This is a genomic window from Pseudomonas sp. 1121_17 (genome assembly GCF_052850745.1).
This window is the reverse complement of sequence record NZ_VXCX01000005.1, coordinates 161,683-174,252: the sequence shown is the minus strand read 5'-3', so window position 1 is coordinate 174,252 and position 12,570 is coordinate 161,683. Positions and strand designations below refer to the sequence as shown.

Below are 12,570 nucleotides of genomic sequence, written 5' to 3'. Positions count from 1 at the left end.
GATCGAGGAACGATCCGATGCGCCTGAAGACCTGGACTGCCACCACCGCCCTGCTGCTCTGCGCCCTGCCCGGCATCAGCCAGGCACGCGATACCGCGCTGTACCTGCCCTTCGACAAAGTCGTCCAGCAAATGCTCGCCGAAAAGAAACTCGACGGTTCGGTGAAGTTCTACCTGGCCGGTGTACAGCCGCGCGGCAAGGTCAGCGTGATCCAGCCCGGCGCGGTCACCAACAAGAAGACCAACGCATTCAACAAGACCGACCAGGGTGCCTGTGAGTGGGCCTTGCAATCGGCCCTGCTGACCCTGCAGGACGCTGCGCGCCAGGCCAATGCCAACGCAGTGACCAACATCGCCAGCTACTACAAGAAGAACGAGCGCAAAGATGCCAGCACCTACGAGTGCCACGCCGGCGCCGTGATCGCAGGCGTCGCACTGAAAGGCGACCTGGCTCGCGTCGACTAAACCGCCGCCATCAGGCGTTGCCGATCAGCAGGTCGGCAAACGCCTTGGCCATCACCGAGCTGCCAGCCTGGCGCTGGACCAGCCACACGGCGGTATCCGCCCCTTCATCCAGCACCGTTCGATAGACTACGCCATCGATGCGCATGCGCTGGTACGAGGCTGGCAGCACCGAGACGCCGAGACCTGCCGAAACCAGGCCGATAATCGTCATCGCCTCGCCCACCTCCTGGGCAAAATGCGGGCTGAAGCCTGCCTGGCGGGCCAGCGCCAGCAACTGTGCATGCAAACCACTGCCGTAACTGCGCGGGAAGAACACGAACGGTTCACGGGCCAGATCAGCCATGTGTAACCCTTGTTCACTGGCGGCAACCAATGGGTGCGAAGCATTCAGCACTGCCACCAGCGGCTCGCGGAACAGCTCGGTGACCTGCAGGCCGTCGGGCAATGGCATCGGCCGCATCAGGCCAACTTCAATCGATTCATCAAACACCGCCGCCGCAACATCACGGCTGCTCATCTCCTTCAAACTCAGGTGCACCGCCGGGTAGCGCTGACGGAACGCATGGATCGCCTTGGGGATCTTCGAGGTGAAGGGCGCTGAAGAAGTGAAGCCGATCTTCATCTCACCGAGCTCACCCAACTGCGCACGGCGGGCGACGTCGGCAGCTTTATCGACCTGTGCCAGCACCTGCCGCGCCTCATCGAGGAACAAGCGCCCGGCCTCGCTCAGCTCGACCCGACGATTGGTGCGCTCGAACAAACGCGCGCCCAACTCATGCTCCAGCGCCTGAATCTGCTGGCTCAGCGGCGGCTGGGAGATGCCTAGCTGCTGTGCAGCCCGGCCGAAGTGCAGCTCCTCGGCCACGGCAATGAAGTAACGCAGATGACGCAATTCCATAGCTGCTCCAAACGAGTCGTTAAACCTCTTAAACAGGTCGAACAATATATTGGATCTAATCATTAGCCAGCTATATGATTTTTTCCAATTAGTAACATCAGCCAGCGCTTTTGAGGGAGCCGTCGTGAAAACTGCTGCAATGCCCCACGTGATCGAAGCCGCCCCGCTGCCGGATATCTGGATCGAAAAAGGCAGCCCGGCTTTCATGAAAACAGTGCTGGCGCTATTCAGCGGCGGCTTTGCCACCTTTGCCCTGCTCTACTGCGTACAGCCGATGATGCCGCTGCTGTCGCAGGAATTTGCCATCAACGCTGCGCAAAGCAGCCTGGTGCTGTCGGTAGCCACTGCCATGCTTGCCATCGGCCTGCTGATTACCGGGCCGATCTCCGACCGCATCGGCCGCAAGCCGGTGATGGTATTCGCCTTGGTCTGCGCCGCCCTGTCGACCCTGGCCAGCGCGGTGATGCCAAGTTGGGAGCTGGTGCTGGCGACCCGAGCGCTGGTCGGCCTGTCGCTGAGCGGGCTGGCGGCGGTGGCGATGACCTACCTGAGCGAAGAGATCCACCCACAGCACATTGGCCTGGCGATGGGCTTGTACATCGGCGGCAACGCGATTGGCGGCATGTGCGGGCGGCTGATCAGTGGCGTGCTGATCGACTTCGTCAGCTGGCACACAGCGATGCTGTGCATCGGCGGCCTGGCGCTGGTGGCAGCAGTGGTGTTCTGGAAGGTACTGCCCGAGTCGCGCAACTTCCGCCCGCAGACGCTGAACCCTCGCAGCCTGCTCAACGGCTTTGTCATGCACTTTCGCGACGCCGGCCTGCCCTGGCTGTTCCTCGAAGCATTTTTGCTGATGGGTGCATTCGTTACCCTGTTCAACTACATCGGCTACCGCTTGCTGGCCGAGCCCTATCACATGAACCAGGCACTGGTCGGGCTGCTGTCGATTGTCTACCTGTCGGGCATCTACAGCTCCGCTCAGGTCGGCGCCCTGGCCGACCGGCTGGGCCGGCGCAAGGTGTTCTGGGCAAGCATCGTGGTGATGGCCGGCGGCATGTTGATGACCCTGGCCAGCCCGCTGGCAATGATCATCGTCGGCATGCTGGTGTTCACCTTCGGCTTCTTCGGCGCGCACTCGGTGGCTAGCAGCTGGATCGGCCGCCGGGCCTTGAAAGCCAAGGGCCAGGCGTCTTCGCTATATCTGTTCAGTTACTACGCAGGGTCGAGTGTGGCGGGTACTGCGGGCGGGGTGTTCTGGCACATGGCCGGTTGGAACGGCATCGGCCTGTTCATCGGCAGCCTGCTGGCAGTGGCCTTGCTGGTGGCGCTGCACCTGAGCCGGCTAGCACCAAAAACCGCGTGAAGCCAAAGGCCGCACGCGGTCGCTTTGAAAGCGTCGATCAGTTGATGATTTCGACCAGATCGACATCCACTTCACGGCTCATCAGGTTTTTTTCCACTTCACCGGTCAGCTTGACCTTGGTCTTGTCGTTGAAGCCTGCCGCCGGCATGTCTTCGTCGTCGATCTCGACCTTGATAGTGCCGGTGTTGTCCTTGAATTCGTACTTGTCGTCGTTATCCAGCTTTTTGGTGACGAAGCCTTGAAGCACTACGCGGGTATCGTCAGCAGCCTCATTGGCAGCAGTGACGGTAGTGACCGGCTGAGCACCAGGGCCGGTGTAGGTATTGGCCAGAGCGGCGGTGCTGAACAGTGGCGCGAGAATCAGAGCGAGGTAGCGGGCTTTCATGATGATCAAGTCCTGTACTGGTTGAGATGGGACCAGATTAACGACGATCGCTGAATTTAAACTTAACGCACAAAAAAACCCGGCACATGGCCTAATGGTGTCCACTTAAGCTCTACATCGCCTGCATTGGGGCCGCTTTGCGGCCCCCGGCATTCTTAAGTAAACAGCGTCAGGCACATGGCCGGTTTTTTATTCAGCGACTGATCACTGATGGTATTGCGCCGACAGCTCATGCACGGCGTTGATGAACGCACCCGCATGTTCCGGATCAACCTCAGGCGTGATGCCATGGCCAAGGTTGAATACATGGCCAGTACCCTTGCCGTAGCTGGCCAGGATGCGCCCGACTTCCTGACGAATCGCCGCAGGCTTGGCGTACAGCACGGTCGGGTCCATGTTGCCCTGCAACGCCACCTTGTCGCCAACCCGGCGGCGGGCATCGCTGATCTCGCAGGTCCAGTCCAGGCCCAACGCATCAGCGCCACACTCAGCAATGCTCTCCAGCCACATGCCACCATTCTTGGTAAACACAATGACCGGCACCTTGCGCCCATCATGCTCACGGATCAGCCCGCTGATGATCTTGCGCATGTAAGCCAGTGAGAACTCCTGATACGCCGCCGCCGACAGGTTGCCACCCCAGGTATCGAAGATCTGCACCGCCTGCGCACCAGCCTGGATCTGCCCGTTAAGGTAGCTGGTAACCGACTGAGCCAGCTTGTCCAACAGCAGGTGCATCGCCTGCGGATTGTCATAGAGCATGGCCTTGCTCTTGCGGAAGTCTTTCGACGAGCCACCTTCGACCATGTAGGTGGCCAACGTCCACGGGCTACCGGAGAAACCGATCAACGGCACGCGACCATTGAGCTCACGGCGAATGGTGCTGACCGCATCCATCACATAGCCAAGGTCCTTGTGCGGGTCCGGGATCGGCAGCGCCTCGATATCGGCCAGGGTGCTGACCACTTTCTTGAAACGCGGGCCTTCTCCGGTCTCGAAGTACAGGCCCTGACCCATGGCATCAGGGATGGTGAGGATGTCCGAGAACAGGATCGCCGCATCCAGAGGGTAGCGATCAAGCGGCTGCATGGTCACCTCGCAGGCGAACTGCGGGTTCTTGCACAGGCTCATGAAGTCGCCGGCCTGAGCACGGCTGGCGCGGTACTCCGGCAGGTAACGGCCGGCCTGGCGCATCATCCAGACGGGCGTGACGTCTACGGGTTGCTTGAGCAGTGCACGCAGGAAACGGTCGTTCTTCAGGGCAGTCATGTCGGCATCCGGAAAAAAAGTGCGGGCATTTTCTCAGACGCCAGCACAAAAGGCACGGCCAAGGCCATGCGTTTTGTCTATTGGGTGTCTTGGGTCAAACGATTTTGTATACAAGATGGCGGGAATGGGGCTGCTTTGCAGCCCTTCACGGGTGAATCGCGGCCATAACCTGTGGGGAGCGGGTTCACCCGCGAAGGGCCGCCAAGCGGCCCTAAATCACTCAAACCTGCAGATAATCCAGAATCCCCTCAGCCGCAGTACGACCTTCAAAGATCGCCGTCACCACCAGATCCGAACCCCGCACCATATCCCCGCCAGCAAACACTTTCGGGTTGCTGGTCTGGTGCTTGAAGCGCGCCTGCTCCGGAGCAATCACCCGGCCCTGGCTGTCGGTCTGGATGTCGAACTGCTCGAACCACGGCGCTGGGCTTGGGCGGAAACCAAAGGCGATCACCACCGCATCTGCCGGCAGGATCTCTTCAGAACCCGGAATCGGTTCAGGGCTGCGGCGGCCACGGGCGTCTGGCTCGCCGAGACGGGTCTCGACCACCTTGACGCCTTCGACCTTGTCTTCACCGACAATCGCGATGGGCTGGCGGTTGTAGAGGAATTTCACGCCCTCTTCCTTGGCGTTCTTCACCTCTTTGCGCGAGCCCGGCATGTTCGCTTCGTCACGACGATAGGCGCAGCTGACCGACTTGGCGCCCTGGCGGATCGAAGTCCGGTTGCAGTCCATCGCGGTGTCACCACCGCCGAGCACTACGACCTTCTTGCCAGCCATGTCGACGAAGTCTTCCGGCGACTTTTCAAAGCCCAGGTTGCGGTTGACGTTGGCGATCAGGAAGTCCAGCGCATCGTGCACGCCTGGCAAGTCTTCACCCGGGAAGCCGCCCTTCATGTAGGTGTAGGTGCCCATGCCCATGAACACGGCATCGTACTCGGCCAGCAACTGCTCGAGGGTGATGTCCTTGCCCACTTCGGTGTTCAGGCGGAACTCGATACCCATGCCGGTGAAGACTTCGCGGCGATTGCTCAGCACGGTCTTTTCCAGCTTGAACTCAGGGATGCCGAAGGTCAGCAGACCGCCGATTTCCGGGTTGCGGTCGAACACTACCGGGGTTACCCCAGCGCGCACCAGCACGTCGGCGCAGCCTAGCCCAGCCGGGCCAGCACCAATGATGGCAACCCGCTTGCCGGTCGGTTTGACCTTGGACATGTCCGGGCGCCAGCCCATAGCGAAGGCGGTGTCGGTGATGTACTTCTCGACCGAGCCGATGGTCACTGCGCCAAAACCGTCGTTGAGGGTGCAGGCACCTTCACACAGACGATCCTGCGGGCAGACCCGGCCGCACACTTCCGGCAGGGTGTTGGTCTGGTGCGACAGCTCGGCGGCCGCGAGGATGTTGCCTTCGGATACCAGCTTCAACCAGTTGGGGATGAAGTTGTGTACCGGGCACTTCCACTCGCAATACGGGTTGCCGCAACCCAGGCAGCGGTGCGCCTGGTCGACAGACTGCTGCGGCTTGAACGGTTCGTAGATCTCGACGAACTCCTTCTTGCGCTGGCGCAGCAGTTTTTTCTTCGGGTCTTTACGCCCAACTTCGATGAACTGGAAGTCGTTGTTCAGACGTTCAGCCATTTTCAATACCTCTTCACAGCAGCTGCGAGCTGTTAGCTGCACGCCGCAAGACAATCACATAAGCCGGGCAATACCCCATGCTGCTTTTGGCCGCAGCTTGGGGCTTGCCACTTGCAGCTGCTTTTACTGCGGGTTGGCACGGGTGCTGGACAACAACTGCTTGAGCGTCGCAGCCTTTGGCTTGACCAGCCAGAAGCGGCGCACATAGTCGTCCAGGTTTTCCGAGAGCTCACGTCCCCACTCGCTGCCAGTCTCCTCGACGTACTCGGCAAGGACCCGCGCCAGATGGCTGCGGTAGGCTTCCATGGCTTCACCACTGATGCGCTGGATTTCCACCAGTTCGTGGTTGAGCTTGTCGAAGAAACTGTTGTCCATGTCGAGCACGTAGGCGAAGCCGCCAGTCATGCCAGAGCCGAAGTTGTAACCGGTCTTGCCCAATACGCAGACAAAGCCGCCGGTCATGTATTCACAGCAGTGATCGCCGGTACCCTCGACCACCGCATGGGCGCCCGAGTTACGTACCGCGAAGCGCTCACCGGCAGTACCGGCAGCGAACAGCTTGCCGCCGGTGGCGCCATACAGGCAGGTGTTGCCGACGATAGCGCTTTCCTGGGTTTTGAACGGGCTGCCAGCAGGCGGCACGATGGTCACCTTGCCACCGGTCATGCCCTTGCCGACGTAGTCGTTGGCGTCGCCCTGCAGATGCAGGTTGAGGCCACCGGCGTTCCACACGCCAAAGCTCTGCCCGGCAGTGCCCTTGAAGCGGAAGGTGATCGGCTTGGCGGCCATGCCCTGGTTGCCGTACAGCTTGGCGATTTCACCAGAGATACGCGCACCAATCGAACGGTCGCAGTTGCAGATGTCGAGGTCGAACTCGCCACCGGCCTGATCGCGGATCGCTGGCAAGGCCATCTCGACCATCTTCTCGGCCAGCTCGCCCTTGTCGAACGGCGGGTTCTTGTCGACTTCGCAGAACTGCGGCTTGTCGGCCGGAATGTGCGAGCTGCCCAGCAGCGGGCTGAGGTCCAGATACTGCTGACGCTCGGTGTCGCCCGGCAGCACTTCGAGCAGGTCGGTGCGACCAATCAGCTCGCCGAGGCTGCTAACGCCCAGTTTGGCCAACCACTCGCGGGTTTCTTCGGCAACGAAGGTGAAGAAATTGATCACCATGTCGACGGTGCCAATGTAGTGGTCCTTGCGCAGCTTTTCGTTCTGCGTGGCTACACCGGTGGCGCAGTTGTTCAGATGGCAGATACGCAGGTATTTGCAACCCAGAGCGATCATTGGCGCGGTACCGAAGCCAAAGCTTTCGGCGCCGAGAATGGCCGCCTTGATCACGTCGAGGCCGGTTTTCAGGCCGCCGTCGGTCTGCACCCGGACCTTGCCGCGCAGGTCATTGCCGCGCAGGGTCTGGTGGGTTTCCGCCAGGCCCAGTTCCCACGGTGCACCGGCGTACTTGATCGAGGTCAGCGGCGAAGCGCCGGTGCCGCCGTCGTAGCCAGAGATGGTGATCAAGTCGGCATAGGCCTTGGCCACGCCGGCCGCGATGGTACCGACACCGGCTTCTGCCACCAGCTTGACCGAAACCAGCGCTTGCGGATTGACCTGCTTGAGGTCATAGATCAGCTGCGCGAGGTCTTCGATCGAGTAAATGTCATGGTGCGGCGGTGGCGAGATCAGGGTTACGCCAGGCACTGCATAGCGCAGCTTGGCGATCAGGCCGTTGACCTTGCCCCCAGGCAGCTGGCCGCCCTCGCCCGGTTTGGCGCCCTGAGCGACCTTGATCTGCAGCACTTCGGCATTGACCAGGTATTCCGGGGTGACGCCAAAGCGGCCGGTGGCCACCTGTTTGATTTTCGAGCTCTTGATCGTGCCGTAACGGGCCGGGTCTTCGCCGCCCTCACCGGAGTTGGAGCGCGCGCCCAGGCGGTTCATCGCCTCGGCCAGTGCTTCATGTGCCTCGGGCGACAGCGCGCCGAGCGAGATGCCGGCCGAGTCGAAGCGCTTGAGGATGGCCTCCAGCGGCTCAACCTGGTCGATCGCCAGCGGCTGCTCGGCAACCTTGACCTTGAGCAGGTCACGGATCATCGACACCGGACGCTTGTCGACCAGCGCGGTGTATTCCTTGAACTTGGCGTAGTCGCCCTGCTGCACGGCTGCCTGCAGGGTGTTGACCACATCCGGGTTGTAGGCGTGGTATTCGCCACCGTGGACGAACTTGAGCAGGCCACCTTGCTGGATCGGCTTGCGCGCGCTCCAGGCTTCGGCGGCGAGCAGCTTCTGATCGCCTTCGAGGTCGACAAAGCGCGCACCCTTGATGCGGCTCGGTACGCCCTTGAAGCTCAGGCCGACCACTTCGTCGGACAGGCCGATGGCCTCGAACAACTGCGCACCGCGGTACGAAGTGATGGTCGAGATGCCCATCTTCGACAGGATCTTCAGCAGGCCTTTGGAGATGCCTTTGCGGTAGTACTTGAACACTTCATCCAGATCGCCCAGCACTTCACCGGTGCGGATCAGGTCGGCCAGCACTTCGTAGGCCAGGTACGGGTACACCGCCGAGGCGCCGAAGCCGAGCAGCACAGCGAAGTGGTGCGGGTCACGCGCGGTTGCGGTTTCGACCAGGATGTTGCTGTCGCAACGCAGGCCCTGCTCGGTCAGGCGGTGGTGCACCGCGCCAACTGCCAGCGAGGCATGCACCGGCAGCTTGCCCGGGGCGATGAAACGGTCGCTCAGCACCAGCTGGGTCTTGCCGCTGCGCACCGCTTCTTCAGCCTGATCGGCGATGTTGCGGATGGCCGCTTCCAGGCCGAGGCTTTCTTCGTAGTTGAGGTCGATCAGCTGCCGCTCGAAACCTTCGCGCTCGAGGTTCATCAACGAACGCCACTTGGCCGGGGAGATCACTGGCGAGCTGAGGATCACGCGCGAGGCGTGCTCAGGCGATTCCTGGAAGATGTTGCGCTCGGCGCCGAGGCAGATTTCCAGCGACATCACGATCGCTTCGCGCAGCGGGTCGATCGGCGGGTTGGTCACCTGAGCGAACTGCTGGCGGAAGAAGTCGTACGGCGAACGCACGCGCTGCGACAGCACGGCCATCGGCGTGTCGTCGCCCATCGAGCCGACCGCTTCCTGGCCCTGTTCGCCGAGCGGACGCAGCACCTGGTCACGCTCTTCGAAGGTGACCTGGAACATCTTCATGAACTGCTTGAGCTGGTCAGCGTCGTAGCTGGCCGCGCCCTGGTCGTCGCTCAGGGTGGCCTGGATGCGCGTGGCATGCTGGCGCAACCAGCGCTTGTACGGATGGCGCGACTTGAGGCGGTTGTCGATGGCGTCGGTGTCGAGGATCTGCCCGGTTTCGGTGTCCACGGCAAAGATCTGCCCTGGGCCAACGCGGCCTTTGGCAACCACGTCTTCCGGCTGATAGCCCCATACGCCGATTTCCGAGGCGATGGTGATGTAGCCGTTGCGGGTGGTGACCCAACGCGCCGGGCGCAGGCCGTTGCGGTCGAGCAGGCAGACGGCATGGCGACCTTCGGTCATGACGATACCGGCCGGGCCGTCCCACGGCTCCATGTGCATGGAGTTGTATTCGTAGAAGGCGCGCAGGTCGGCGTCCATGGTCTCGACGTTCTGCCAGGCTGGCGGTACCAGCATGCGCACGCCGCGGAACAGGTCGATGCCGCCGGTAACCATCAGCTCCAGCATGTTGTCCATGCTCGATGAGTCGGAGCCGACCCTGTTGACCAGTGGGCCGAGCTCTTCGAGGTCGGGGATCAGGTCGTTGGCGAACTTGGTGCGCCGGGCCATGGCCCAGTTGCGGTTGCCGGTGATGGTGTTGATCTCGCCGTTGTGGGCGAGGAAGCGGAACGGCTGCGCCAACGGCCATTTCGGCAAGGTGTTGGTCGAGAAGCGCTGGTGGAACACGCAGATCGCGGTCTGCAGGCGCTCGTCACCCAGGTCCGGGAAGAATGCGGCGAGGTCCGCCGGCATCATCAGGCCTTTGTAGATGATGGTCTTGTGCGAGAAGCTGCAGATGTAGTGATCGCTGTCGTGGGCATTGGCCACGGACGAACGGCGACGGGCACTGAACAGCTTGATCGCGATGTCCTGATCGCTCAGGCCTTCACCACCGATGAACACCTGTTCGATCTGCGGCAGGCGCTCGAGGGCCAGACGACCCAGCACGCTGGTATCGATTGGCACCTTGCGCCAGCCGATCAGCTGCAGGCCGGCCGCGATGATTTCGCGGTCCATGTTGGCCCGCGCGGCTTCGGCTTTGATCGGGTCCTGGTTGAAGAACACCATGCCGACGGCGTACTGCTTGGGCAGTTCCGCAGCAAAGTGCTCTTTGGCCATGGCACGCAGGAACTGATCGGGCTTTTGCATGAGCAAGCCACAACCGTCACCGGTCTTGCCGTCAGCGTTGATGCCGCCGCGGTGGGTCATGCAGGTCAGCGCTTGCATGGCCGTTTGCAGGAGGTGGTGACTTGGCTCGCCCGTCATATGGGCGATCAGGCCAAAGCCACAGTTGTCCTTGAATTCTTCGGGATGGTACAGACCTGTTTTCATAGACACATTCTCACCAGGTTCGCCCCTCGACGGAGGCAAATCTCTTTTTAGTACAACCACTTACCATCCACACCGGTCGAATGCCAGCTTTTTTGCGGGGGGCAACGTGAAACCATTGTTGCACAGCGACAGGGAAGCCCACAAATTCAAACGACGAATCGTTGTAAATTTATGTCGCATTTTTGAATGTTTTTGAACGCTTGCCGTGGTACGGCATGGTTCGGAGTCTGAAGCGTTTCAGCCTGAACTGCAACTAGAGGCTTGTGGCCGGCAGTCTGGGACAGAAAAGCCTGCCGCGATCACACGCAGCAGGCTAGACGAAAGTCAGGAGTCGCTCAGCAACTGGGCGGCGGGGTGGTGCCGCCCGGAAGGTATCAGCGGGTCGTGGTCAGCTCTTGTTGGACGCTGCCGACGGTACGTGGCCAAGGTTTACCAGCCTGGACCTTCGCTGGCAAGTTCTTGATTGCAGCAACTGCAGCATCACGGTTGGCAAAGTTGCCGTAAGTGACGACGTAAAGCGGTTTGCCCTGCAGGGTTTTCTTGAAGTAGCGATAGTCACCACCCTGCGCCTTGACGAACGACTGGGCCGACGCCTCGGAGCTGGTGCCGAGAATCTGTACTACATAGTTTCCGGCTTTCTGGCTGCCGTACCAGGCGCTGTTGCCGCTGCCGCCAGCGGCAGTCGACGCAGGCTTGACGCTGGCAACCTGGGTTGGCGCCGGGGCCGGCTTGGCCGCTGCAATAGGCTTGGCTGGCTGGGTCGCCGGCTGAGCCGGAGCAGGCTTGGGCGCAGGTGCAACCGGTTGCGCTGGCGCGCTGGCGATTGGCTGCGCAGGAGCCGCGGCGGGGCCTGCCGGCACGCCTTCAGGCGGGGCAATGGTGGTCACGGTTGGTGGATTGGCAGGCTGCAATGCGGTGTTGCCGGCTGGGCTGGCTTCTTCACCGTCGCCCATGCCTGCAGCCTGGGCCAGCGGCTCGCGCATGACTGGTTGCGACTGGCCATTGAGCGGCAGTGGTGTTGGCTGCGAGCCGGAGAACTCGATAGCCGGGTTGCTGCTGTTGGCCTGGCCTTCGCCCAGCGGCAGTTGAGCCTGCGCTGCGGGTGCGTCGGTAGCAGGCTTGTCAGCGCCTTTCTTCGGCATCAGGACCGCCGCCGCTACGGCGACCACGACAACTGCAGACAGCGCGAGTACGTGTTTCTTAGGCATCTTGAACCCCATGGATGGTCGCTTCGCCGTGCTGCGCGTGGCGATCATGGCTTCGATCAAAGTGTCGCGGGCAACCTGGTTGATGTTGCCAGGCCAGCCATCCGCATGTTCGTGGATATCGGCGATCTGCTCGGCCGTGAATACCTCGATACCGCGGCCAGCGCCTTCCAGGCGTTGTTCAAGGTATTCGCGGGTTTCCTCCTCGCTGTAGGGTTCAAGCTCGATGATGTGGAAACGATCTCCCTCACCATTGAGCTGATCCAACCCAGCAATCAGCGAAGGCTCGCCAAACAGGAATACGTGCGGGCGCCCTTCGGCAACGCCTGCCGCCAATTCCAGCAACGCTTGGAGTGCCGACTCGTCGAGTTGTTCCGCATCGTCCACCAACAGATAGACTTCCTGGCCGGTCAGGGCCAGTTGCACCACCTGCGACAGGATCGCCTGCACTTCCGGCTGCGCCACGCCAAGCGCCTGAGCCACCTGGCCGAGGACGCTGGCCGCGTCGCTGGCACCGCGGGCCGAGACCACCACGCTCTGCACCGACTGCTTGTTGGTGCTGGCGACCAGCGCCTGACGCAGCAGGGTCTTGCCGCTGCCCACCGGACCTGTGACCACCAGCATCAGGTGGCTGTAACGCGCCAGGTGATGCAGTTGGCCAAGCACTGGCTTGCGCTGGGCGGGGAAGAACTTGAAACCGGGCACACGGGGCGCGAACGGATCGTGGCTCAGCTGGTAATGGTCGAGAAACGCCTCATCGGCATGCAAACTGGTCATT

The 12,570-nt window shown here is 61.6% G+C and carries 8 protein-coding genes; 2 read left to right on the top strand and 6 right to left on the bottom strand.

Translation table 11 applies throughout. The features are described 5' to 3' along the window. Nucleotides 1-17 precede the first annotated feature (17 nt). Nucleotides 18-464, top strand: coding sequence for an excinuclease (locus FW789_RS12700; protein WP_103435703.1), 447 nt, complete (start codon nt 18-20; stop codon nt 462-464). 10 nt (nt 465-474) lie between these two features. Here FW789_RS12700 and FW789_RS12695 read toward each other — a convergent pair whose 3' ends face one another. Next, nucleotides 475-1,362: a LysR family transcriptional regulator gene (locus FW789_RS12695; protein WP_103435702.1), complete on the bottom strand. Its 888-nt coding sequence runs from the start codon at nt 1,360-1,362 to the stop codon at nt 475-477. Nucleotides 1,363-1,501: 139 nt separating this feature from the next. On the opposite strand from FW789_RS12695, the gene FW789_RS12690 reads away from it, so the two are divergent. Further along, nucleotides 1,502-2,725, top strand: a complete 1,224-nt coding sequence (locus tag FW789_RS12690) for an MFS transporter (protein WP_189691822.1) — start codon at nt 1,502-1,504, stop codon at nt 2,723-2,725. A gap of 37 nt (nt 2,726-2,762) precedes the next feature. Here FW789_RS12690 and FW789_RS12685 read toward each other — a convergent pair whose 3' ends face one another. The 5 genes from FW789_RS12685 to FW789_RS12665 form a co-directional block, all read right to left on the bottom strand. Next, nucleotides 2,763-3,110, bottom strand: coding sequence for a YgiW/YdeI family stress tolerance OB fold protein (locus FW789_RS12685; protein ID WP_103435700.1), 348 nt, complete (start codon nt 3,108-3,110; stop codon nt 2,763-2,765). Between the two features lie 204 nt (nt 3,111-3,314). Next, a complete protein-coding gene (gene hemE / locus FW789_RS12680; RefSeq protein ID WP_103435699.1) occupies nt 3,315-4,379 on the bottom strand; it encodes a uroporphyrinogen decarboxylase in 1,065 nt (354 codons plus the stop codon). 220 nt (nt 4,380-4,599) lie between these two features. Then, nucleotides 4,600-6,018, bottom strand: a complete 1,419-nt coding sequence (locus tag FW789_RS12675; RefSeq protein ID WP_103435698.1) for an FAD-dependent oxidoreductase — start codon at nt 6,016-6,018, stop codon at nt 4,600-4,602. Nucleotides 6,019-6,141: 123 nt separating this feature from the next. Next, entirely contained in the window at nt 6,142-10,587 is a 4,446-nt protein-coding gene (gene gltB / locus FW789_RS12670; RefSeq protein ID WP_101315521.1) for a glutamate synthase large subunit, read from the bottom strand. A 374-nt stretch (nt 10,588-10,961) separates the two neighbouring features. Continuing rightward, complete coding sequence (locus tag FW789_RS12665; protein WP_446431520.1) at nt 10,962-12,569, bottom strand: AAA family ATPase; 1,608 nt, start codon at nt 12,567-12,569, stop codon at nt 10,962-10,964. Nucleotide 12,570 lies beyond the last annotated feature (1 nt).

What these genes read in the sequence shown, in the direction of transcription:
- FW789_RS12665 (WP_446431520.1), bottom strand. Translation starts at nt 12,569, where the DNA reads ATGACCAGTTTGCATGCCGATGAGGCGTTTCTCGACCATTACCAGCTG.
- FW789_RS12675 (WP_103435698.1), bottom strand. Translation starts at nt 6,018, where the DNA reads ATGGCTGAACGTCTGAACAACGACTTCCAGTTCATCGAAGTTGGGCGT.
- FW789_RS12695 (WP_103435702.1), bottom strand. Translation starts at nt 1,362, where the DNA reads ATGGAATTGCGTCATCTGCGTTACTTCATTGCCGTGGCCGAGGAGCTG.
- FW789_RS12690 (WP_189691822.1), top strand. Translation starts at nt 1,502, where the DNA reads ATGCCCCACGTGATCGAAGCCGCCCCGCTGCCGGATATCTGGATCGAA.
- FW789_RS12700 (WP_103435703.1), top strand. Translation starts at nt 18, where the DNA reads ATGCGCCTGAAGACCTGGACTGCCACCACCGCCCTGCTGCTCTGCGCC.
- gltB (WP_101315521.1), bottom strand. Translation starts at nt 10,587, where the DNA reads ATGAAAACAGGTCTGTACCATCCCGAAGAATTCAAGGACAACTGTGGC.
- hemE (WP_103435699.1), bottom strand. Translation starts at nt 4,379, where the DNA reads ATGACTGCCCTGAAGAACGACCGTTTCCTGCGTGCACTGCTCAAGCAA.
- FW789_RS12685 (WP_103435700.1), bottom strand. Translation starts at nt 3,110, where the DNA reads ATGAAAGCCCGCTACCTCGCTCTGATTCTCGCGCCACTGTTCAGCACC.